Origin of the sequence: Paenibacillus daejeonensis DSM 15491 (assembly GCF_000378385.1) — a bacterium.
In the GTDB taxonomy this organism is placed as follows: Bacteria; Bacillota; Bacilli; order Paenibacillales; family Paenibacillaceae; genus Paenibacillus_D; species Paenibacillus_D daejeonensis.
The window spans coordinates 769,598-791,936 of record NZ_KB899659.1; the positions used below are offsets into that span (position 1 = coordinate 769,598).

Consider the following 22,339-nt stretch of genomic DNA (forward strand, 5'->3'; position numbering starts at 1 on the left):
AGGAAGTGGCGAAATGTTTGCACTTTTTGCAGCGGAAACCGCCATTGCCTAATCCGCTCAGCCATACGTCCTTAACGCTGTCGCAGCCCTTCCAATTCATGGCGCATATCATCCGGAAGCGAGGCTTCAAACTCCAGGTATTCGCCACTGCGCGGATGCTTGAAACCAAGCACTGCAGCATGCAGCGCCTGCCCTGGCAGAGCAATGGTCTTGTTGCGTCCATAGACCGGGTCGCCGGCAAGCGGGTAGCCGATATACTTCATATGGACACGGATCTGGTGCGTACGACCAGTCTCCAGCTTCAGCTCTACAACCGTATAATCGCCAAGTCGCTCCAGCACGGCAAAATGCGTCACGGCATGCTTGCCGCCCCGATCCGTGACCTTGAACAGCTTGCGGTCTTGCGGATCCCGGCCAATCGGAGCGTCGATCGTGCCGTGGTCATGCGGCAGATTGCCGTGGACAAGGGCGATATACTTGCGAGTGACCGTATGCGCTTTGAGCTGGTCCGCCAAGGCATGATGCGCAAGATCATTCTTGGCCGCCATCAGCAGCCCGGTCGTGTCTTTATCAATTCGGTGTACAATCCCCGGACGCAGTTCGCCGCCCACACCCGCAAGATCCTTGCAGTGGTACATCAGAGCATTGACCAGTGTTCCGTCAGGATGACCTGCAGCAGGATGGACAACCATGCCGCGGGGCTTATTGATGACAATAACATCGCTATCCTCGTAGACTACATCAAGCGCAATATCTTGCGGCTCGATTTCCGTTGATTCCGTAGGTGGCGGCGTTACCGAGATCCGGTCCTCCGGCACTACCTTGTAATTGGGTTTCACTGTACGGCCGTCCACCTGAACATGACCGCTGCGAATCCACTCTTGCACTTGTGTCCGGGAGACGGACTCTTCCTCCAGCGCTTCGGTCAGCAGCTTGTCCAGCCGTTCGCCAGCGCCTTGGTCATCAATGACCATCTCCCATGTTTCGTCTTCATTTAATAAGCTAGACTGGTTGTTTGAATTCTGGGTCATTATTCTCTCCGTCCTGCTTTCCGGGCTTGTCCTCATTTTTCATATCCAGGATGGTATCGAGCAGGATTAAACCTACGCCGATTACAATTCCCATATCCGCTACGTTGAAGATAGGGAAGGTGTACGAGCCAAAGTTAAATTGCAGAAAGTCTACCACTTCTCCTTTGGTCGCACGATCCAAGAAGTTGCCGAACGCTCCGCCAAGCACCATGCCCAGCGCGGCCAGCAGCCGGACTTTACCGGTATTGCGGTTCATGTAGATGTAGCCAATGATGCCGATTACGACCAGGGAGGTAACGATAATGAAGAACGTTGTCTGTTCCTGGAGAATCCCGAAGGCAGCGCCCCGGTTGCGGTGTGAGGTGATAATGAAGAAGTTCCATAGTACACTGATTCGTTCGCCTATCTCCATCTGCGTTTCAATGACTTTCTTGGTGATGAAGTCCAGAATGAAGACGGCAATGGCAATCCAATAATAATAATACCTCACTGTTTTATCCCCCCGGGTACATGACTATAATCATCCCAAATATTGTAGCATACGGCTGACCCCGCTTGCCAGCATACGCCTTAAATTGTACGTTTGATCCTGGGTTAAAAAAAGCCCCCTCCGCAAATGCTAAGCCTGCAGCAGCTTATATTCACTATCCACTGGAAGGCGGCTGATTATGACTCATTTATCGCAAGAACAATTATTGTCCCTAACCTCAGAACTCGAGCACAATCAACAACGTCTCGCCGAGCAGTTGGATGAGAACAATGCCTACGGTCTCGCTTCTTCCTTGCGCGATGCGACTGGTGAGTTATCCACATTCGACAATCATCCTGCCGATCTGGGTTCCGAAATGTTCGAACGAGGCAAGGATTTGGCGTTGCTAGAGCAGGCTGAACTGGAATTATCTCGCACAGAGGAAGCATTGCGTGCCATTCAGGAAGGCCGTTACGGTCATTGTTTGACCTGTGGAGCAGATATTCCATTTGAGCGCCTCCAAGCGCTGCCGGATACCTTGTACTGCGCTGAGCATTCTCCCCGTCAACAAGTATCGGACCGCAGACCGGTGGAGGAGCAATTTTTGCAGCCCCCATTTGGCCGTACGAGCCTCGATGATCAGGATGCTACCGGCTTTGATGGCGAAGACAGCTGGCAAGTTGTGGAACAGTATGGTAACTCCGACTCCCCTGCCATGGCCGAGCAGGATGTGGATAATTATGAAATGGGGATGACCGATACGGATGAAGCGGACGGCTATACCGAGTCGTTCGAGGGCTTCCTCGCCACAGACATGACCGGGACACAGCGCGTTTTTGTCCGCAATCATGCTTACCGCTCTTACATCAGCAGCGGGGAAGGCGATACCACTCTAACTTGGGATGAAGAAGTGGAAGATGCCGAGGATGACGGGTATCAGTAAGATTTGCCCTCCAACTGATTCTGGACAATCTTGACGATATCCGCAATATAGTCACCGATAATGGGCAGATTCAGTGCGCCGAGCAGCTTGAGCAGATACAGGATTGTGGCTGCAAAAAACGTGAAGCCGATTGCGATTCCGATTCCTCTCGCCGTTCCTGCCAGCAGATTGCGCCACAGGAGTGATGCCGGACGATTGAGCAGCTGCACGTAATCGGCAATCATGGAACGTTCCATATCAACGGTCACTTTTTGCAGCCGGGTTTCCAGCCCATCCAGTGAGTCTCGCAACTGCTTCCAGTCTCTTGTCTCTTCGTTGTTCGCCATGATTTGCCCTCCTGTCAAGGTAATGACAAAAACGAGCTCTTCACTTAGGTGAGAGCTCGTTTTGTTATACCGGTCTCATTAATACCAGTATATCCTCTTTATTGAAGGGAAATTCCAATCGTTTTATCGCCTAGATCCACGCGTTCCATATCCTCTGCTTCCCCATAGGCAACCGAGGTGAGCAGCACGTTATCCTGCAGTACATGCTCAAACGCCGTTAGCGCTGCTTGCAGCTCATCATCCACAGCGAGTGTGAGCGCGACGCGCTTCTCGATTGGCAGGTCGCGTTTTTTGCGGGTATCCTGAACCGCCCGGATCACCTCGCGAACCCAACCTTCCTGAATGAGCTCAGGCGTGACCTCCGTGTGCAGCGCAACGGTCAGCTGATAGCCCGATGCTGCGGCATAGCCAGCCTTCGCTTGTTTCTCCACCAGCAAATCTTCTTTGTCGATTACCAGTTCCTCGCCGGTATCCGATGTATAAGTCAGACTGCCGCTGTTAACCGCATCGCGCGTCTGGCCGGAAGAGAGCCCTTTGAGATAAGCCTGGATTGGCCCAACCTGCTTGCCATACTTCCGGCCTGCTAGCTTGAGGTTAAGCTTAAGGGTGAAATCAACAAAGCCACTATCGCCCTGTTCTACTTCAATGGCTTTGACGTTGATTTCGTCCTTGATGATCTCTTCGTAGGCTGCGAGTTCAAACGGGCCATCGAGTGAGACGATCAGCTTGGAGAGCGGTTGGCGCGTCTTGATGCCAGTTTCGTTGCGGACATTGCGCGCCAGCTCGACAATGCTACGAGCTGTCTGCATATCACGCTCCAGCTCACTGTCGATCAGCGATTCATTGGCAGTTGGATAATCTGTCAGATGAACGCTGCCTTCGCCTCCCAGATTACGGTGTACTTCATCGGCCAAGATCGGTGCGTACGGTGCAATCAGTCCAGCCAGAGTCAGCAGCACTTCACGCAGCGTCTGATACGCCTGCACCTTGTCGCCAGTTAATCCACTGCCCCAGAAACGGTCGCGTGAGCGGCGGATGTACCAGTTGCTGAGCTCGTCGACAAACGTTTCGATTTGCTTCGCCGGGTTCAGGAAGTCGTTGGCTTCCAGCCCCTTGCTGACCTGCTTGATCAACGTGTGGAGACGGGAGACAATCCAACGGTCCAGCTTGTTCTCGGTTGCCTGGATTTCATGCTCTTCCGGCTTGTAGCCGTCGATTGAAGCATAGAGCGCGAAGAACGCATGGGTGTTGACGATGGTATCAATGACCTTGGACTTCGCTTCGGCCACAATGCCTTTGGAGAACCGTTTACTGTTCCAAGGTGCACTATCAGCAAGCAAGGCCCAACGGAAAGCGTCGGTGCCATAAGCTTCGATGATCTCCCATGGATCAATAACATTCCCCTTGGATTTGGACATCTTCTGGCCGTTCTCATCCAGAATGTGCCCCGTCGAGATCACAGCTTTGTACGGTGCCTTGCCGTTGTATAGCGTCGAGACAGCCAGTAAGCTGAAGAACCAGCCACGGGTCTGGTCAATCCCCTCACAGATCATATCAGCCGGGTACTGCTGGGCGAAGCGCTCTTCGTTCTCAAATGGATGGTGCTGTTGAGCAAAAGGCATCGAACCGCTGTCGAACCAGACATCGATAACTTCCGACGTCCGAGTCATCTTGCCTTCCGCGCAATGCGGACAGTTCAAGTGAATCCCATCCACGTATGGCTTGTGCAGTTCGATGTCAGCCGGTACGTCCCCGACCGCCTTCTCGCGAAGATCGGCAATGCTGCCTGGTGAATATTCGCCATGGCAGCTATCGCACACCCAGACATTGAGCGGCGTGCCCCAATAGCGATTACGGCTGATATTCCAATCAACCAAGTCCTCCAGGAACTTTCCGAAGCGCCCCTCACGAATATGGCCAGGATACCAATCAACCCCGTTATTGTTGGCAATCAACTGCTCCTTGACAGCTGTTGTCTTGATGAACCAGCTCTCAGTTGCATAGTACAAGAGTGGGGATTTGCAGCGCCAGCAGAATGGATAGCTGTGCTCATAACGCTCTTTGCTGAACAACAGGCCGCGCTCACTGAGCATTTTAACAATATCCACGTCACAATCCTTGACGAAACGGCCGGCCAGGTCAGTCACAGCCTCGACATAACGGCCCGTCGTATCCACGACGCTGAGCATGCTCAGTCCGTGCTGTCTCAACGCCTTGTAGTCATCCTCGCCATGCGCAGGTGCCATGTGAACGATACCTGTACCGCTGCTATCTGTGACAAAATCAGCTGCAACCACGAGGTGCCCCTTCTCAACCGGTACATAGTTAAATGGCGGTTCATAGGTGAGGCCAGCCAGCTCGGATCCTTTGAGGGTACCGATGATTTCATGCTCGCCCTTCACTACACTCTCTACGAGATTCTCAGCTACGATGACAATGTCGCCGTCCACACGGACCCGGCTGTAGGTGAGCTCCGGATTCACGGCGAGCGCCACATTGGCAGGCAGCGTCCATGGTGTAGTCGTCCAGGCCAGGATGGCTTCCTCCCGGTCCTTGAGACGGAACTTGACCGTCGCACTCAGATCTTTGACATCCTCGTAGCCCTGCGCCACTTCATGGGAACTGAGTGTTGTCTGACAGCAAGGGCAATACGGACTGACCCGATGTCCGCGATAGAGCAGCCCCTTCTCATGAATAGTGGAGAGGATATGCCAGACGCTCTCGATGTAGCGGTTGTCGAGGGTGATGTACGGCTCATCCATATCTGTCCAGTAGGCGATCGCTTCTGTCAGCTCGCGCCATTGCTTCTCATATTCGAAGACACTCGCTTTACATTTCTTGACGAATGCTTCAATGCCATAGTTCTCGATTTCCTGCTTGCCGGAGATGCCCAGTTGCTTCTCCACACCCAGCTCTACCGGCAAACCATGCGTATCCCAGCCCGCTTTGCGCACGACGCGGTACCCCGCCATCGTTTTATAACGGCAGATGAAATCTTTGATGACCCGTCCCAGCACATGTCCGATATGCGGCGCGCCATTGGCCGTTGGTGGCCCTTCGTAGAACACAAAGTTTGGCTTGCCCTCGCGATTTTCTACCGATTGCCGGAAGGTGTCCTCCGTTTTCCATTGCTCCAGTACCCGCAGCTCCCGCTGACGGGCGCGTTCCTTGACATCCACGCGCTGCATTCTCGTCATTCCTTTCTGATTGTATAAGCTGTATAAAACACAAAAAAAACCTCTCCCTAAAGGGACGAGGCTTGCTCGCGTTACCACCCTAATTCCGGCACACACCCAAAACAGGTGAGCCGGCGCTCTAGTCGCGGACTGTCATCCGCGCTCCATGGTAACGGTGGATACCCGGCAACACCTACTTGAAGAGCGGCGCATTTGATCACGAAGTAACGCAGGGAAGTGGTTTCGACGTCGAATCTTAAGCTCAGTTGAAACTTCCGGTGCTCACGTAGGCTTACCTACGCTCCGCTCCTCATTTCCAACTTCCCTTAACCTTCTCGGTGCTGAAAACCGCCCTATCTTTGAATCGATTGCAATCAATTCAAATTACCTTCGTAAACTCAGCCTAACTCTAATAGCTTCAGCGTTGCTTCTCGGAGAGGATTTTGGGCTGGGGTCTGATCATCGGCTCTCAGCAGTTGCCGACTCTCTGGAGATCATCCTTGCAGCTTACTCGTTCTCGTCATTGAAGTTATATTACATACGGTTATTGCTTTAGTTATATCGTGTTCCACGTCATTTGTCAACGTTCGACCGCTGCCTCTTCTGGCTGTGCCGCCTCGAGGGCATCCCAATCGTCCTTACGCAGCATTTCCAGCTGAGCTTCTACCAGCATGCGGAACCGCGAACGATAGATCGACGCTTGCTTTTTGAGTTCCTCGACTTCCAGAGAGACTTTACGTGACTTCGACAAGGAATCGTTGATGATGCGGTCTGCATTTTTCTCGGCTTCCTTGATAATCAGCTGGGCTTCCTTCTTGGCATTGCCCTTAAGCTCATCAGCCGCTTCCTGGGCGACAATGATCGTTTTGCTGAGTGTTTCCTCGATATTCGCAAAGTGATTGAGCTTCTCCTGCACGGTCAGCAGTTGAGTTTGCAATTCTTTGTTCTCTCGAATCAGTAGTTCGTAGTCCTTAATCACTTGATCGAGGAACTCATTGACTTCATCTTCGTCGTAACCGCGCAGTCTGCGGCCGAATTCTTTGTTATGTATGTCCAATGGCGTTAACGGCACTGGCGCACCTCCTATCGAAATGACGATCCCCTCGTATGTACCATCAACCAATTCGACAATTAGGCGCAAAATCCTTCAAAGCGTCAAATAAATTTGCCCGCACGCACACGAATGCGGCCTTTTTTGGTGGTACCTTCAACCTCCAGCAGCTTGAAGCGGCCCAGTCCCTGGATCGAGACGACGTCGCCTTCCTTCAACTGCTTGGACGGATCCTCGGTTACCTTCCAATTGACCCGGCAGCGACCTGCTCGAATCGGCTCGACGATCCGCGCCCGGCTGAACCGGTGGACATCGCTTGCGATTCCATCCAGACGCAGCGAAGCGACCGAGAGACTCATTTCCTCCAGCTCCACTAATGCAGGACGCAGGGAGCTCAGCGGCAGAACCTCGGTCAGCACATTCGCCCGGTGGACTTGCCTGAGATGAACATTCAGGTAATCAGCAATTTCATCTGTCACCAAGCAATGACAGCTATGCTCGTGCACATGAATATCACCAATGCGATCCCGCTTGATGCCAAGGCCAAGGATGGCGCCCATGTAATCCCCGTGATCGAGCTCCAGCGGACTCCGGTCACTAGCCTCAATGGAGAGAACGGCGATCCCCATCGCTTCCGACTCCAGCGGCCGGTAATCCGGCGCAATAACCGCACGTTGCCGCTCAGCGCCCTCATAACCGCCGTCCAGCCTCACATGGACATCGGGATGCCTGTGTACCAGCGTAGTCAGGATAAACGCCTGACGGGGATCCAGAAAGTCCGTACGCTTCACTTCATGCCAGTCGCCGGCCTTGTTCACCCATTCAGATGCACGATCAACAAAGGGACGTTCGTCGGGATGAAAATGCTCATATATGTCGTGATTCATAGATCGCTCCAGTCTCTTCTACAAGAAGAAGCTGATAACAGCTACCAAACCAGCGGCCACGAACTGCAGTGCAAACACAGCCAGGATCGGGGACAGGTCAAGTACACCGCCGATTGGCGGAATAATCCGTCGGAATACGGACAGATACGGCTCTACAAATTTGCCGAGCAGTTCGCCGATGAAGCTCTCCCTCAAATTAGGAAGCCAGGACATCAGCACGTAGCCAATAATCATAAAGGTGTAAATGGTTCTAATGGTTCCGATAAAATCTGCAATTGCTGCTTCACTCAACGCAAGGTCACCTCATTTTATTGTAATCAACATCCTCTGCCATCATTTCCGTAATGGTGCCTTGAATTTCAACAGAATCCGGCGTGCATAGGAAAATATTGGGCCCGAGCTTCGAAATGTTACCGTTCAAAGCGTATACTGTACCGCTCAAAAAGTCAACGACACGGACCGCTTGCTCTGTCCGTACCCGCTGCAGATTAACAATGACCGGGCGCCGCGACCGCAGGTGATCTGCAATCTCCTGCGCCTCGTCATAGGTGCGCGGCTCGATAAGTACAACACGGGTATTCTTCTGCGAATGAATACTGACGACATTATTGCTCTTCGCCTGCTGCTGCCTGCGCGATTCAAAAGAATTGCTGTCTTGCTCCGATTCGTCTTGTTGAGCAGGCGTGGTGACTTTCTCTCGTTCAATCACCACTTCCTCTTCCTGCAATCCGAACAAGTTCATGATACGGTCCATAACACCCATTACGCTTCCTCCTCCTTGCCGACCAGAACGGTACCCAGCCTCAGCCAGGTTGCCCCTTCTTCTACGGCAATCTCAAAATCGTTGGACATGCCCATGGACAACTCTTGTAAAGGCTCCGTCAGCAGAGCCGCCTGATTCAGCTCATCTCGCAGCTCGCGCAGTCTCCGGAACACCGGCCTGGTTTCCTCGGGCTCCGCTTCGTACGGCGCCATCGTCATGAGGCCTGCGGGTCTCAGGTGGGGCAGCGAGCTTAGAGAAGCGGCAAATTCACGGAGCTCCTCCGGCTGCAGCCCATGCTTTGAATCTTCACCGGACACATTCACCTGGATCAGACAAGGTACCCTGATGCCCAACTGTTCCGCCTTGCGGTTGATTTCTTTGGCCAGGGATGGCCTGTCCAGCGAGTGGATCCACTCGAACCGGCCCACCACTTCCTTGACCTTGTTAGTCTGGAGCGAGCCGATAAAATGCCATGTTGGTTCGAGTGCCATCTCTGACTGCACGGCTTGCCACTTGGCCTGGGCATCCTGCCAGCGGTTCTCGCCGAGCTGCAGCAATCCATGTCGGATCGCGTCAAATGTCGTGCTCTCCGATACATACTTGGTCACGGCAATGACCTTGATCTCGTCTCTGCTGCGACCGCTACGGCTGCATGCCAGCTGTATCCGTCGTTCTACTTCATCTATGCGTTGCTGCATTGTTGTCAAGCCGTTGTCACCTCATCTCCATGCCAATCCAGCTGGCCATCCTTCCGGTCTGGCCTCCTTCCATTCGATGGGAGAAGAACAGATCGGTCTGACAGCCGGTACATCTCGTACTTAATTCGATATGGATCGGCAATATTCCTGCTTTTATCATAATCTGTCGGTTGATTTCTTTCAAGTTGAGCTGCGCCTTCCCGGAGTCCGCCTGCTGGATCATCGCCCGGTGGTCCGCCTTATCCTGCTGGGCCAACTCGTCAATTAATGGCACCATTCGCTTAATGACCGGTTCATCCACTTCATAACAGCAGCTGCCGATGGATGGACCGATCGCTGCCAGTACCTCGGAGGGTTCACAGCCGTATGCCGTTTTCATCTCTTGCAGGGTAGCTGCTGCAATCTCCAGCATCGTACCTTTCCAGCCTGCATGTGCCAAGGCCATCACTTCGCGGCTCGGGTCAAAAAAGTACAACGGCACGCAATCCGCGTACAGGGAGGTAAGCAGCATGCCCTTCTCGGCTGTGATTACCGCATCACAATCGGCGAGTGCATCTGCACGCGACAGACGTCCTCTGCCCCGCTCAGCATTCCCTACAATCCGCACAACTGCGCCGTGCACCTGTTCGCTGCTCGTCCACGACTCGGCAGGCCAGCCGATCGCCTCTGTCACCAACTCCCGGTTGCGAACCACATCCGCTGGCTCATCTCCCACATGCAGACCGACATTGAGCGACTGCCACGGCGCGCGACTGACGCCGCCATCACGTCCAGTGAATCCGGCCGTCAAGCCCGGATAGCGTTCCATCCAGGCTTGTAATGCATATAATGAAGGGCCTGTCTTCTCAGACCAGGCTGCAAATGGTTCCATTTCCGTCATCACCTCTGTACTAGTGTACCATAGGAAGAGCCCCTGCTTCTAATGATGCTCGCCTTCCTCTTCCTCATAGCGATAGGTCTTGCTGTCATCCAGTCGGACGAGCACAACATCTGCACCGATTTTGACAATATTCCGCCAGGGAATAACGACATCCGCGCCACCGCCCATCATGCCAAAAAATCGCGTATACGCTGGCACCACAATGGAATCGATCCGCCCCTGCCGCAGATCCAGCTCCAGGTCACTCACATGTCCGAGCCGCTTGCCATCGACAATATTAATCACATCTTTGGATTGAAAATCAGATATTTTCAAGGCTTTCACCGCCTATTCAGTCTCTTCCCGCCGCCTCCGCCCTCTCCCCTGACAAGCGCTGACGACTCCCTGCTATCAGTATATGTATCACCCTGCGAACTCGATGACTCGATACGAAGGTTGTTGAGACTATTATTCGGCATGCGAGGGTAACATCACACTGTGATTGAAGCCGATGTAACAGCAGATTGCCCAAATTTATCACGGATGTCCATATAGCAGCCTAAATTATGCTCGTCTCCGAACTTTTACATTCTGCTCCTACCGCAAGCGTTGGAATCCTTCACGAGCCAGATCGGTGAGCTCATAATAGTGATACCTGTGTCGGTTGGTTTTAACGGGGGTTACAAGTTGCTTGCCTATCAGCATCACTACATATTTTCTACAGGTCACATGACTTCTCATAAGACAGAGCTCTACATCTTTTATTGTAAAGGGACGGTTTAATAACAACACATAAGATAAAATATTCTTTTCTGTGAGCGTCAGGTCTGCAAACGACTCTGCAAAAGTAGCGTTCAATCGACCCAGCAACTCATAGATACATCTACGACAAGCGTCAGTCTTCTTATCCAACTCGTCATAGCTGAACGGGACATAGATGAAGCCGTACATAGCCATGCTCCTGACGCGTGTCCGCTCGAATGCGAAGCGGTCTCTCGTAATTAATTCCGCATGAACCACAAAGCCGTCGCATTCGAAGACAATACCAAACGGCTCATAGAAGACATCCAGATAGATTTTCACACCATTGATACCGATGATTTCATATTCCAGGTGGAAACCTTCAAAGGATTTGAATAGAGACCAGATCAGACGAAGCAATTCCTTTTCACCTGCTCCGACTTTTTCTAACCTCTCCAGACGACTGCCCTTCGCTACACTTTTCTGCTGCTGCAAAAACTGCTCGTATGCTTCTTCAAAACTAACCATGTTGTTACCTCCTTTAATTTTGGACGCAAAAAAGCCGCATGTCTCCGAGGAAACAAGCGGCGTGTGCTTCACGCGTGCGAAAAGAAAATATATGTAGTGCTTACCTGAAATAGTATCATACTGGTAACTACACGGCAATCCTAATCTCCCAAGCCAATCTCCCGTCCGCGCGCACACCTCTAACGAAAGTTCTTACCTTACAGCACCCTCTCCCGCCTCACGCACACCTCTAACGAAAGTTTCTTGCCTTACAGCATCCACTCCCGCCGCACGAACACCTCCAACGAAAGTTTCTTGCCTTACAACTCCCTCTCCCGCCGCACGCACACCTCCAACGAAAGTTTCTTGCCTTACAGCGCCTTCTCCCGCCTCACGCACACCTCCAACGAAAGTTTCTTGCCTTACAGCGCCTTCTCCCGCCGCATGACCACCTCTAACGAAAGTTTCTTGCCTTACAGCACCTTCTCCCGCCGCACGACCACCTCTAACGAAAGTTTCTTGCCTTACAGCACCTTCTCCCGCCGCACGAACACCTCTAACGAAAGTTTCTTGCCTTACAGCTCCCTCTCCCGCCGACTGCCCGCCTAACCACGCAAAAGGACGGCGCCTGCGCGCCGTCCTTGTTGGGTGTGTCCCCTATTTAGGTTTTCACATGCTTCTGCATCTGTTGGATGGCGGATTTCTCCAGCCGGGATACCTGGGCTTGGGAGATGCCGATCTCGTCGGCGACTTCCATCTGGGTTTTGCCTTCGAAGAACCGCATCGAGAGAATCATCTTCTCCCGATCGCCCAGCTTGTGCATCGCTTCGCGGAGCGCGATCTCCTCGATCCAGGTGACATCCTTGTTCTTGTCATCGCTGATCTGATCCATCACGAAGATCGGATCGCCGCCATCCTGGTAGATCGGCTCGAATAGCGATACCGGATCCTGGATAGCATCGAGAGCGAACACGACATCTTCCTTCGGAACATTGAGTGCTTCAGAGATTTCGAAAATCGTGGGCTCGCGCGAATTCTGGTTCGTCAGACTGTCCCTGACCTGCAGCGCTTTGTAAGCAATATCCCGCAGGCTTCGCGAGACACGAATCGGGTTATTATCTCTAAGATACCGTCTGATCTCACCGATAATCATCGGCACGGCATAGGTGGAGAATTTAACATTCTGCCCCAGATCAAAATTATCGATGGCCTTCATCAGTCCGATGCAGCCGACCTGGAACAAATCATCGACGAATTCGCCACGGTTGTTAAAGCGTTGAATCACGCTGAGCACCAGCCTCAGGTTGCCATTCACCAGTTTTTCTCTGGCAGACAATTCCCCCCGGGTCTGCAATGCCGTGAACAGCTCTCTCATCTGGGCGTTGGTGAGGACAGGCAGTTTGGCAGTATCCACTCCACAGATTTCAACTTTGTTTCGGGTCAACGTGATTACCTCCCAAGGTGAAACGGCTAACGCCGTCCTTTCACGGCGTAGTAAGTTTCATTCCGGAGAAATATAAGTCAGTACATGAGGCACCATCTACTGCTTACATTTCAAGGAGAAACATTACTGTACATTATCCCCTTGGATACCCGAATTATTCCTGCTCATCCAACGTTGCATTCCGTGTTCAAATTCGTTAAAATGCTTGGTTCAGACCATTTTGTTGAACTCTTTGCGCAGCCGTTTGATGATGCGTTTCTCCAACCGGGAGATGTAAGATTGGGAAATGCCGAGCAGGTCTGCGACGTCTTTCTGCGTTTTCTCTTCGCCATCGGTTAGTCCGAAGCGGAGCTCCATAATAATCCGTTCGCGCTCGGTCAGCTTCTCCAGCGCCTTGTGCAGCAGCTTGCGGTCCACCTGTTCCTCAATGTTGCGATAGATCGTATCGTTCTCGGTGCCCAGGACGTCGGAGAGCAGCAGCTCGTTGCCATCCCAATCGATATTCAGCGGTTCATCAAAACTGACCTCGGAGCGCGTCTTGTTATTGCGGCGCAGGTACATCAGAATCTCGTTCTCGATACAGCGCGAAGCATAGGTCGCCAGCTTGATCTTCTTCTCCGGGTCAAAGGTATTGACGGCCTTGATCAGGCCGATCGCACCGATGGAGACCAGATCCTCAATGTGAATGCCCGTATTCTCAAATTTGCGGGCAATGTAGACGACCAGCCGCAGATTGCGCTCGATCAGCATCGCCCGGATAGCAGCATCGCCTGTGGTTAGCTTCCCCAGCAGGTACTCTTCCTCTTCACGCGTCAGCGGCGGCGGCAGCGCCTCACTGCCACCGATGTAATAAATCTCGTTGCTTTTTAACCCGAATAAAAACAGCACACGGTAATAATATAACTGCAGGACCAATCTCCACTTCACAACCATGCGTGCGATTCCTCCCTGTCGTCAACCGTCATTGAGACGACGATTCCTTAGATTCTGAAATGAGCGATGGGTGAATAATAGCCTGATACACATCGTCTGCCGACAGTTTGCCGCCATCCAGACCAATCAGCACCCGGTGCGTTTCAATCGTTCTTCCCTCCTGCTCGATCCGCACACGATCCGGTTTTAGAGCCAACATGAATTGGGTGCCGCGGTTAATCCCGCGATACGGGATCAGTCTCAAACGATCTTGCCAAATCCATGATTCTTCACCGATGCCCGAGACCAGCTTATCAACCTCCGACTCCCGGATCCGGGCCAGCCACGAGGGCGGCAGTTCATCTTGCCATAATGCAGCTTCCATCACCATGACGGGAATGCGGGTCAGTGGATCATAGAGATGATTGCCCGTATCGACCAGACCCGTGCAGCGGCATTCCTTATCCTCGATATACACGGTTACATCCGCCACATGCGAGATCACTTGCTCCCGCTGCCTTCGTGCAGTCAGAACGCTTTTGTAGATGAGCAATCCAGCGGCTAACAGGATGAAGAGCAGAACCAGACCAAGGTTCATCTCCAGGCCCAGACCGCCAGACCTTGTGAACCATAGCCCATTCCACAGCTCGCTAGAGCTCTGTAACAGGTAGTAGCCTCCTAGAACCGCGCCGGCAGCAGCAAAGTTAACGCCATAAAATGCCGCCACATGCCTGGCAAACGGCTGAAGACCGCCGAATCCAAACGTCGCCCACAGCATCAGCAGGGACAATCCAACCTTCAGGGCAAACGTGAACAGAAACGACACCGGTGGAAAAAACATCATCGCTGCATAAGATGCCCCGATCACCGCGCCGGCGAGTAAGCGCCGCTTAAGCAACCGTACGCCTCGTACCCAGGCCGTCACAACCAGCAGTCCGCCGTCAATCACAAGATTCAACAGAAACACCAAGTCTACATACACAATCAGAACGGCTCAACCTCCTGCCTGCAGGCGAATCGGACAACCCGGTGCGCTAAAGAGGCAATCCGGAAACTCCGGCAGAGCGAGCACGCATCCAGGCCTGGGACATGACGCATGACCTCGTTGTACCTGCTATCGGATAAGCGCTCAGGAGACTTTGCTTGACGTCAATGAACCACCGGCGGTACCTCCGGCGGAAACGATTGAGACTAGTATAGTAAAATACTATTTCAATGTCTGTCTAAACATGCCGTCATGACCGATCTTTTTTTGTCGAGGAATTACCGCGTTGGATCAAAAAGGTTGTCCGAAGCACTCAAAAGCAGCCGAGTGGAGTGGATTCTGATGCACACGGAGGCGCTTCCGCCCTACTACTCCGGCACTTCTCCTCGAAACGACAAAAAAGCTGTGTTTCTTCAGAACCGGGAGGTTCTAAAAAAACACAGCTGCACTTCATACATAATGGTCTAGCGGTCGTTGCGCGGACGATTCCGAAGGAATGCCGGAATATCCAATTGGTCACTGCTAGGTTGTCCGCCATACGACTTCGGGGTAGAAGTCGGTTGACGCTGCTCGCCTGTTGACTCAGCTGCCGGCTGACCTGGCGCACGACGCACAGGATCCGGACCTTTGTGTTCGAAGCCGGTAGCAATAACGGTAACCTTGATTTCGTCCTTGAGCTCTTCGTCGATGATTGCACCGAAGATCATGTTCACCTCTGGGTCCGATGCTGCGATGACGATCTCCGCCGCTTCATTGACCTCGTACAAGGACAGATTAGAACCGCCGGTGATGTTCATGATAACGCCTCTAGCGCCATCAATGGATGTCTCGAGGAGCGGGCTCATGATTGCCTTGCGTGCCGCTTCAGCAGCACGATTCTCACCGGTAGCCACACCGATACCCATCAGGGCGGAGCCGCGCTCGGTCATAATCGTCTTCACATCCGCGAAGTCAAGGTTGATCAGACCTGGTACTGCGATCAGGTCAGAGATGCCTTGCACCGCTTGACGCAGAACATTGTCCGCTTCACGGAAAGCTTCCAGCATCGGAGTCTTCTTGTCGACGATCTCCAGCAAGCGGTCATTGGGAATGACGATGAGGGTATCGACCTTGTCCTTCAGTGCTTCGATACCAAATTCGGCTTGTCCGGAACGTTTGCGTCCCTCGAAGGTGAATGGACGGGTGACGACACCTACCGTCAATGCTCCGCATTCACGGGCAATCTCGGCGATGACCGGTGCTGCACCTGTTCCTGTTCCCCCGCCCATACCAGCAGTGACGAACACCATGTCAGCGCCTTTGAGCGTGTTGGCTACGAGGTCGCGAGATTCTTCGGCAGCTTTTTTACCTACCTCAGGATTAGCTCCTGCGCCCAAACCACGGGTGAGCTTGTCACCAATCTGCAGCTTATGCTCGGACTTGGCCAGATGCAGAGCTTGCGCATCTGTATTGACAGTTATAAACTCGACGCCTTTGACGCCGTTGTCGATCATGCGGTTTACTGCATTGCTGCCCCCGCCGCCAACGCCGATTACTTTGATCTGCGCCAGCTGCTCCATGTCAAAATCGAACTCCAACATTCTATTTCCCCCGATCAAATAAATTCACTAAACATATTTTTTATCCGCTCAAACAGTCCGGGCTTGGAAGGCTCTGCAGGAGCCGCTTTCCGGTTGCCCGATTTCTTCGGGGCGTTGGCCGGGCGGTTGCGCATATATTTGGATACGTACTGAATCATACCGACACCGCTGGTGAATGCCGGATCACGGACGCCGATGTAGTCCGGCACCGCGACGCGAACCGATGACTCCAGCTCGCTCTGCGCGAGCGGCAGTACGCCAGCCATGGACACCGTACCTCCGGTTAATACATACCCACCGACCTTATCACCGAAACCTAGGCGGCGCACCTCTTGCCGAACCAGATGAAAGATCTCCTGCATGCGCGGTTCGATAATATTGGCCAGGTCAACCTGGGTGAATTCCTTCTCTACGTTGCTGCCCATCCGCATGACCTTGAACCGCTGGTCATCGGCGGCGCTGTCGATCAGCGAGCAGCCGTACTTCAGCTTGATCTTCTCGGCTTGCTCCGTCTGTGTCCGCAAGCCGTAGGAAATATCGTTGGTAACATACTCGCCGCCGATCGGCAGCGTTGATGTGGCCACCAGACTGCCCTGTTCAAAGATGGCCAGCGTACAAGATCCGGCCCCTACGTCGACAAGTACGGTTCCCATCATTTTCTCGTCTTTGGTCAGCGCCATCTGGCCCGATGCCAGAGACATCAGGATGACGCCGGAGATATGCAGCTCAGCCTTCTCTACACACCGCATCAGGTTATGTATCGCCGTCTTGGCCCCTGTGATGACAGTGGCTTCCACCTCAAGCCGTACGCCGATCATCCCCCGTGGGTCCGAGATGCCATCCAGACCATCTACCAAAAATTGCTTCGGCACGAGCCCGATAATCTCCCGTTCCGGCGGCAAGGCAACAACCTTGGCAGCCTGCAACACGCGCTCGATATCGTCTTCGCCTATTTCCCGATCCTCATTGGAGACGGCAACGACGCCATGGTTGGTCGCCAGTCCGATGTGATTGCCTTGAATCCCCACATACACATCAGTAATCTGAATACCTACCATCCGTTCCGCATGATCCACAGCATTGCGGATCGATTGGACCGTCTGGTCAATATCAACGATAGCCCCTTTCCGAATTCCTTCCGAGTCGGCAGATCCAACACCAATAATATTAATGGCACCATTTGTAATTTCGCCAATAATAGCTCGTACCTTGGATGTACCGATGTCCAAACTAACAATGATGTCGCTGCTGCTCAACCTGCGGCACCTCCGTTTCGTAAGAAATTGATTTTGCTCTTTTCAACACACTGAATCTACTTATTCAACGCGCTTTATATTATCCCTCTTTTTTCAACAATATTTTTACCCAGGAACATTATGCCATCCAGACGGGTGAAACCCGCGACAGATAAGGCTTCCGCTCTCCTTCAATTGCGCGAAGAGCCTGCAAACTCCATAAATAAAATTCTACCACTCTTTAAAGGTATTGAGTAGTCTAATTTTCATTAGAATCTTCACTTTCTGACGGCTCCGGAACATAAGGCGTATACGTATCCGCAAGCAGCAGAGTCAGCTTTCCGGGCTCCTGCGTCTCGACAACGGCATGAAGCGTGGACAGCTTGTCCCGCAGCAGCGAAATGGCCGTAATGACCTCAAATTGCGTCCGCGTGTAAATTTTAATCCGATCCGGATAGGAAGTGGACGGGTAAGGGATAATTTCTGAGAAATCCGCAAGCTGCTCGGGCGGAATCTCTCCCAGCAACCGACTCAGCTCCTGCTTATGCGGATCATCCGCTTCCCACATGGACAGCACAGGCTTGTCCACTACATACTCTCTGCCTTGCAAATCGACTTGGGCGCCCCCCGCCAGAATCGCCGTCATCTCGCCGCGCGCCGAGATTTCGAAGGCCACCGTCGGGTATTCCTGGACGTGAATACTTACCTTGCCAGGGAAGGATTTGGCCATAACTGCGCCCTGAATCGGGTCCAGACCCTCTTCAATTTGCCGGCTCACTTCGTCCGTGCTGAAGCCAAAGAACGCATCCCCTACATGCAGCGTCGCAGCATCTAGAATCTCTTCATCGGTAACAAAATAATTGCCTGAGATAGTGATAGATGAAATTTTGCTAATCGAAGAATTAAAGAATAGAACGGATAATAAAATAAGAAATAACAGGAAGAGAACGGCTATCAGCTTGCGGTTGCTGCGGCGTCTGGCCTGTGGTTCCCGCAAGACCGGTATATGATCGGACATCACTCTCTCCCCCTTCTCTTCGTGATTCCTGCCTGCGGCAGCGCAGCGGCTGCAGAATTCTGCAATCGCTGCGCTGTCGCAGGCCGCAACAGCTCGCCTCTCCAGCAGGAGGACTTGTCCGTCCCGCCGCCAAAAAACATCCGGCTCCTCCACTCTCGCAAGGAAACCGGCATAGTCATCCGAACTGGCGGATGTAGAAGTGCCTCTCTCACCCAGAGATCGACTGGCTGCCGCCAACTGAGGAGAATCTTGTAATGCGTGCTCCCAGACGGGAAAACATCGTCTCGATCCGGTCGTAGCCGCGATCAATATGATGAATCTGCTCTACAATCGTCTTGCCATGCGCAGCCAGGCCGGCAATGACCAATGCAGCACCAGCCCGCAGATCTGTCGCTTCAACGGCTGCACCATAGAGCCTCGGTACCCCCCGGATAAACGCACTGTTCAGATCCACACGGATATCTGCCCCCATCCGCGACAATTCGTCGACATGGCGGAATCTGCCTTCAAAGATCGTCTCCTTCATGACACTTACACCACTTGAGAGAGACAGTAGCACCATGACTTGCGACTGCAGATCCGTCGGGAAGGCAGGATAAGGCGATGTGACAATTCGCTCGATTGCCTGCGGACGTCCATTGCTGGTGACCTTAATTATATCACCGTCAGCAGCCACTTCAACTCCGGCCCGGCGCAGCACATGAATAAGCGACGTCAGGTGAGCGGGGTTCGTATTGTGCAGGACGACTTGCCCTCCAGTCACCGCTGCGGCGACCATGACGGTTCCGGTAACGATACGATCGGGAATGATTTTATAGCGGCCTGGAACGAGTGACTGTACCCCTTCGACCGTGATCGTATCTGTCCCGGCACCACTCACTTTGGCCCCCAGGTGATTAAGGAACTGCTGCAAGTCTTGAATCTCCGGTTCTCGTGCGGCATTTGTTATGGTTGTCACACCATCAGCCAGCACAGCGGCCATCATCAGATTCTCAGTTGCTCCTACAGAAGGAAAGTCCAGATGGATATCTGCGCCTACCAGTCCTTGCGTACGACAGATGATCCGACTGCCCTGCTCCTCGATGTCCGCTCCCAGCATCTGCAACCCCCGCAGATGCAGGTCAATCTTGCGCTCTCCGATCGCACAGCCCCCAGGCTGATAGATCTCTACCTTGCCGAACCGGGCCAACAGCGGCCCCATCAGAAAAATCGATGAACGCATTTGACGCATCAGCGCTTCCGGCACGTGTGCGGAATGAGCCGAAGCCGTATCCAGCGCGACGGTGTGACCGTTATGATCCGCACGACAACCCAGTTCGCGCAGAATCTCCAGCATCACTTCAATGTCGAGCAGCCGCGGGACATGATCAAGCGTGACAGCACCCTTGACCAGCATACTGGCTGCCAGGATCGGCAATGCGGCATTTTTTGCGCCTTGGATTACAATGGATCCTGAGAGAGGTTTCCCGCCATCAATCACCAATTTGTCCAATCTATCACCTCCGATTTACCGCTCACCCACCACCAGTACTTCCGGCACCAGCTCAATTCCGTAGCGTTCCTTGATGATGCGCTGCGTTTGCCCCATGAGGGTGAGAACATCCTCTGCGGTCGCTTGCCCTGTGTTCACGATAAAATTGGCATGCTGCTCCGATATCTCGGCCCCGCCGGAACGAAGTCCCTTGAGCCCTGCTGCTTCAATCAGACGAGCGGCATGATCCCCCGGAGGATTGCGAAACACGCTGCCACAGGTTGCACTTTTGAGCGGCTGCGTGCGCAGCCGGCGGTCCTTGTAGGACGCCATAGCAGCGGCAATCTCCTTGCGATCGCCCGCTTCCAGCTCAAAGGTCGCGCTAATGACGAGCCCCTGCTGCTCCTGCAGAATCGAGTGCCGATAAGAGAAGCCCATTTCCTCTCGGCCGTATCGGACCAATTCTCCGTTCTTCAGTACAATTTCCGCGGATTGCAAAATACGTGACACATCCGAGCCGTGTGCGCCGGCATTCATATAGACCGCACCGCCAACTGTACCTGGAATACCCCCTGCAAATTCCAGTCCGGTCAGCCCTGCTTTTCCAGCCAACACAGAAAGTTTGATGAAGGAATGCGCAGCGCCGGCATGAACCAGATTCCCGTCAAATCGGGCATAGTCCAGACCCGCGCCTGGCTTCACGACGACGCCGCGAATGCCACGGTCACTGACCAGCATGTTGGAGCCGCGCCCCAAAGCAGTCCAAGACACGCCGTGCTTATGAAGCAGCCCGATTACGGACGTAAGCGCCTCTGCGCTGGAGGGAATGATCAGCAGATCCGCCGGTCCGCCAATTTTCCATGTCGTATGGCTGGCCAACGGCTCTTCGCGTCTGACTTCTCCCCAGTCGTTGTCTTCGATTAGTTGAATGATCTGCTGCATAAGCTGTACCTCCTTCTTGCTGTTAAGCTATACGGCATAAGTAACCGGTGCGGGCAATTGCCGTGCTCCGACTCTCGGATGTAACAACCGGTACGCTTCCTGAACACGCATGTTCAATCTTAGAAGCGATCGCGATTATACCCCATCTTATGCCTGGTGTCATAGTAGTGTGACAATCGCCCATTACCGTCATGGACGCGCGCTCAGGCGTTGCAGTTCGGCCGCAATTCGGATGGCGGCTTCCGGCATGCCGAGCCCCAGGGAGGCCTTGCCCATCTCCGAGAGGCGTGAAGCATCGGAGGTAATGGTGCGGATACTCTCCAGCAGTGCAGAACCGCTGAGATCGCGCTCCAGAATCATTACCGCGGCTCCGGCATCTACGAGACTGCGGGCGTTGGCCTCCTGATGATTGGCCGTCACATTGGGTGAAGGCACGAGGATCGATGGCAGCCCGAGCGCCGTAATCTCAGCTAGCGAGGACGCCCCCGAACGGCTGATGACCAGCGAGGTATCGGCCAGCACCTCGGCCATATTATGAATATAAGGCCGGACATGAAGATTGCTTGGCATACCGCCCTGCCGGGCTTCCAAGCGCTGCATGGTTTGCTCATAATAGATTTCGCCAGTGGCAAATACCAGCTCTACTTCGGGCAGACTAGCCAACTGATCCGCCATGTCGATGATGGATTCATTGAAGACCTTCGCCCCTCGGCTGCCCCCCACGCAGAGGACCAGCTTCTTCCCCGGACGCAGCCCTAGCGAGGCTAATCCCCGCCCCCGCTCTGCTTGCAGGACTGCCGTGGCACATGGATTGCCAGTGTACACAACCTTCGCCTGATCCCCGAAGCGCGGCTTCGATGCTTCGAAGCTGACAGCAACCACCGAAGCATAGCGACTTAGAAATTTATTGGTCAGTCCCGGATCTACATTCTGTTCATGAATCAGCGTCGGGATACCAAGTGCAGCCGCGGCATAGACGACGGGCCCGCATACATAACCGCCGGTTCCTACAACCGCATCAGGCTTGAAGGAACGCAGCAGCTGCTTGGAGCGACGAACTCCGCGGAGAAACCGCAGTACCGTCTTGACATTGTCCAGCGACAGCTTGCGCTTGAAGCCGGTAATGTCGATGGCCTCGAACGGCAGCCCCGCCTCAGGAACAATGCGGCTCTCCAAGCCGCGCTCGGTCCCAATATAGAGCAGTGCGCTGCCCTGGTCGGACTGCTGCACCTGCCTGCCGATGGCCAGCGCCGGGTAGATATGCCCACCGGTGCCGCCTCCGGTCAATACAATACGCATGT

Annotated in this window: 23 protein-coding genes; 1 reads left to right on the plus strand and 22 read right to left on the minus strand. The window is 53.5% G+C overall.

All coding sequences use genetic code 11. The annotated features are described in order from the left end of the window. Positions 1-71: 71 nt before the first annotated feature. Together F556_RS0103745 and lspA are read right to left on the minus strand one after the other, a co-directional pair. Positions 72-974 (minus strand): RluA family pseudouridine synthase, encoded by a 903-nt coding sequence (locus tag F556_RS0103745; RefSeq protein ID WP_020615559.1) that lies wholly within the window; start codon positions 972-974, stop codon positions 72-74. 28 nt (positions 975-1,002) lie between these two features. Further along, positions 1,003-1,521 carry a signal peptidase II gene (gene lspA, locus F556_RS0103750; RefSeq protein ID WP_020615560.1) on the minus strand — a complete coding sequence of 173 codons (519 nt, stop codon included), beginning with the start codon at positions 1,519-1,521 and terminating at the stop codon, positions 1,003-1,005. Between the two features lie 178 nt (positions 1,522-1,699). Between lspA and F556_RS0103755 the strand changes: the two genes are divergently transcribed. Continuing rightward, positions 1,700-2,443 carry a TraR/DksA C4-type zinc finger protein gene (locus F556_RS0103755; protein WP_020615561.1) on the plus strand — a complete coding sequence of 248 codons (744 nt, stop codon included), beginning with the start codon at positions 1,700-1,702 and terminating at the stop codon, positions 2,441-2,443. On the opposite strand, the gene F556_RS0103760 is transcribed toward F556_RS0103755, so the two are convergent. The 20 genes from F556_RS0103760 to murG form a co-directional block, all read right to left on the minus strand. After that, positions 2,437-2,769 carry a DUF5665 domain-containing protein gene (locus tag F556_RS0103760; RefSeq protein ID WP_020615562.1) on the minus strand — a complete coding sequence of 111 codons (333 nt, stop codon included), beginning with the start codon at positions 2,767-2,769 and terminating at the stop codon, positions 2,437-2,439. The genes F556_RS0103755 and F556_RS0103760 overlap by 7 nt on opposite strands. A gap of 98 nt (positions 2,770-2,867) precedes the next feature. Continuing rightward, a complete protein-coding gene (gene ileS / locus F556_RS0103765) occupies positions 2,868-5,957 on the minus strand; it encodes an isoleucine--tRNA ligase (RefSeq protein WP_020615563.1) in 3,090 nt (1,029 codons plus the stop codon). Between the two features lie 568 nt (positions 5,958-6,525). Next, positions 6,526-7,017, minus strand: coding sequence for a DivIVA domain-containing protein (locus F556_RS0103770; protein WP_020615564.1), 492 nt, complete (start codon positions 7,015-7,017; stop codon positions 6,526-6,528). Positions 7,018-7,100: 83 nt separating this feature from the next. Beyond that, positions 7,101-7,883: a YlmH family RNA-binding protein gene (locus tag F556_RS0103775; protein WP_020615565.1), complete on the minus strand. Its 783-nt coding sequence runs from the start codon at positions 7,881-7,883 to the stop codon at positions 7,101-7,103. 18 nt (positions 7,884-7,901) lie between these two features. After that, positions 7,902-8,174 (minus strand): YggT family protein, encoded by a 273-nt coding sequence (locus F556_RS0103780; RefSeq protein WP_020615566.1) that lies wholly within the window; start codon positions 8,172-8,174, stop codon positions 7,902-7,904. Between the two features lie 7 nt (positions 8,175-8,181). After that, on the minus strand, positions 8,182-8,646 hold the full coding sequence (locus F556_RS0103785; protein WP_020615567.1) for a cell division protein SepF: 465 nt from the start codon (positions 8,644-8,646) through the stop codon (positions 8,182-8,184). Next, a complete protein-coding gene (locus F556_RS0103790) occupies positions 8,646-9,344 on the minus strand; it encodes a YggS family pyridoxal phosphate-dependent enzyme (RefSeq protein WP_020615568.1) in 699 nt (232 codons plus the stop codon). Before F556_RS0103790 ends, F556_RS0103785 begins: the two co-directional genes overlap by 1 nt. A gap of 16 nt (positions 9,345-9,360) precedes the next feature. Continuing rightward, entirely contained in the window at positions 9,361-10,215 is an 855-nt protein-coding gene (pgeF, locus tag F556_RS0103795) for a peptidoglycan editing factor PgeF (protein ID WP_020615569.1), read from the minus strand. A gap of 48 nt (positions 10,216-10,263) precedes the next feature. Then, entirely contained in the window at positions 10,264-10,539 is a 276-nt protein-coding gene (locus F556_RS0103800) for a YlmC/YmxH family sporulation protein (protein WP_026297093.1), read from the minus strand. 261 nt (positions 10,540-10,800) lie between these two features. Next, the gene (locus F556_RS0103805) at positions 10,801-11,472 is read right to left on the minus strand and encodes a hypothetical protein (RefSeq protein WP_020615571.1); all 672 of its coding nucleotides are present in this window, start codon (positions 11,470-11,472) and stop codon (positions 10,801-10,803) included. Positions 11,473-12,112: 640 nt separating this feature from the next. Beyond that, positions 12,113-12,895 (minus strand): RNA polymerase sporulation sigma factor SigG, encoded by a 783-nt coding sequence (sigG, locus tag F556_RS0103810; protein WP_020615572.1) that lies wholly within the window; start codon positions 12,893-12,895, stop codon positions 12,113-12,115. A gap of 210 nt (positions 12,896-13,105) precedes the next feature. Further along, positions 13,106-13,828 (minus strand): RNA polymerase sporulation sigma factor SigE, encoded by a 723-nt coding sequence (gene sigE, locus F556_RS0103815; protein WP_020615573.1) that lies wholly within the window; start codon positions 13,826-13,828, stop codon positions 13,106-13,108. Positions 13,829-13,856: 28 nt separating this feature from the next. Next, entirely contained in the window at positions 13,857-14,795 is a 939-nt protein-coding gene (gene spoIIGA / locus F556_RS0103820; protein WP_026297094.1) for a sigma-E processing peptidase SpoIIGA, read from the minus strand. Between the two features lie 461 nt (positions 14,796-15,256). Continuing rightward, positions 15,257-16,372: a cell division protein FtsZ gene (gene ftsZ, locus F556_RS0103825; RefSeq protein WP_020615575.1), complete on the minus strand. Its 1,116-nt coding sequence runs from the start codon at positions 16,370-16,372 to the stop codon at positions 15,257-15,259. A gap of 14 nt (positions 16,373-16,386) precedes the next feature. Next, complete coding sequence (ftsA, locus tag F556_RS0103830; protein WP_020615576.1) at positions 16,387-17,628, minus strand: cell division protein FtsA; 1,242 nt, start codon at positions 17,626-17,628, stop codon at positions 16,387-16,389. A gap of 238 nt (positions 17,629-17,866) precedes the next feature. After that, complete coding sequence (locus F556_RS0103835) at positions 17,867-18,625, minus strand: cell division protein FtsQ/DivIB (protein WP_020615577.1); 759 nt, start codon at positions 18,623-18,625, stop codon at positions 17,867-17,869. Beyond that, positions 18,625-18,804: a hypothetical protein gene (locus F556_RS37600; protein WP_157272603.1), complete on the minus strand. Its 180-nt coding sequence runs from the start codon at positions 18,802-18,804 to the stop codon at positions 18,625-18,627. The genes F556_RS0103835 and F556_RS37600 overlap by 1 nt, the downstream gene beginning before the upstream one ends. Positions 18,805-18,833: 29 nt before the next feature. Further along, entirely contained in the window at positions 18,834-20,117 is a 1,284-nt protein-coding gene (gene murA, locus F556_RS0103845; protein WP_020615579.1) for a UDP-N-acetylglucosamine 1-carboxyvinyltransferase, read from the minus strand. A gap of 15 nt (positions 20,118-20,132) precedes the next feature. Continuing rightward, the gene (murB, locus tag F556_RS0103850) at positions 20,133-21,038 is read right to left on the minus strand and encodes a UDP-N-acetylmuramate dehydrogenase (protein ID WP_020615580.1); all 906 of its coding nucleotides are present in this window, start codon (positions 21,036-21,038) and stop codon (positions 20,133-20,135) included. A gap of 189 nt (positions 21,039-21,227) precedes the next feature. Next, positions 21,228-22,337, minus strand: coding sequence for an undecaprenyldiphospho-muramoylpentapeptide beta-N-acetylglucosaminyltransferase (gene murG, locus F556_RS0103855; protein WP_020615581.1), 1,110 nt, complete (start codon positions 22,335-22,337; stop codon positions 21,228-21,230). Positions 22,338-22,339 lie beyond the last annotated feature (2 nt).

Excerpts from the sequence above, each read along its gene's own strand:
- F556_RS0103805 (WP_020615571.1), bottom strand. The coding sequence starts at position 11,472 with ATGGTTAGTTTTGAAGAAGCATACGAGCAGTTTTTGCAGCAGCAGAAA.
- F556_RS0103760 (WP_020615562.1), bottom strand. The coding sequence starts at position 2,769 with ATGGCGAACAACGAAGAGACAAGAGACTGGAAGCAGTTGCGAGACTCA.
- murB (WP_020615580.1), bottom strand. The coding sequence starts at position 21,038 with ATGCAGCAGATCATTCAACTAATCGAAGACAACGACTGGGGAGAAGTC.
- ileS (WP_020615563.1), bottom strand. The coding sequence starts at position 5,957 with ATGCAGCGCGTGGATGTCAAGGAACGCGCCCGTCAGCGGGAGCTGCGG.
- murG (WP_020615581.1), bottom strand. The coding sequence starts at position 22,337 with ATGCGTATTGTATTGACCGGAGGCGGCACCGGTGGGCATATCTACCCG.
- ftsZ (WP_020615575.1), bottom strand. The coding sequence starts at position 16,372 with ATGTTGGAGTTCGATTTTGACATGGAGCAGCTGGCGCAGATCAAAGTA.
- F556_RS0103775 (WP_020615565.1), bottom strand. The coding sequence starts at position 7,883 with ATGAATCACGACATATATGAGCATTTTCATCCCGACGAACGTCCCTTT.
- sigE (WP_020615573.1), bottom strand. The coding sequence starts at position 13,828 with ATGGTTGTGAAGTGGAGATTGGTCCTGCAGTTATATTATTACCGTGTG.
- F556_RS0103835 (WP_020615577.1), bottom strand. The coding sequence starts at position 18,625 with ATGTCCGATCATATACCGGTCTTGCGGGAACCACAGGCCAGACGCCGC.
- F556_RS37600 (WP_157272603.1), bottom strand. The coding sequence starts at position 18,804 with ATGACTATGCCGGTTTCCTTGCGAGAGTGGAGGAGCCGGATGTTTTTT.
- F556_RS0103790 (WP_020615568.1), bottom strand. The coding sequence starts at position 9,344 with ATGCAGCAACGCATAGATGAAGTAGAACGACGGATACAGCTGGCATGC.
- pgeF (WP_020615569.1), bottom strand. The coding sequence starts at position 10,215 with ATGGAACCATTTGCAGCCTGGTCTGAGAAGACAGGCCCTTCATTATAT.
- F556_RS0103745 (WP_020615559.1), bottom strand. The coding sequence starts at position 974 with ATGGTCATTGATGACCAAGGCGCTGGCGAACGGCTGGACAAGCTGCTG.
- F556_RS0103785 (WP_020615567.1), bottom strand. The coding sequence starts at position 8,646 with ATGGGTGTTATGGACCGTATCATGAACTTGTTCGGATTGCAGGAAGAG.
- F556_RS0103755 (WP_020615561.1), top strand. The coding sequence starts at position 1,700 with ATGACTCATTTATCGCAAGAACAATTATTGTCCCTAACCTCAGAACTC.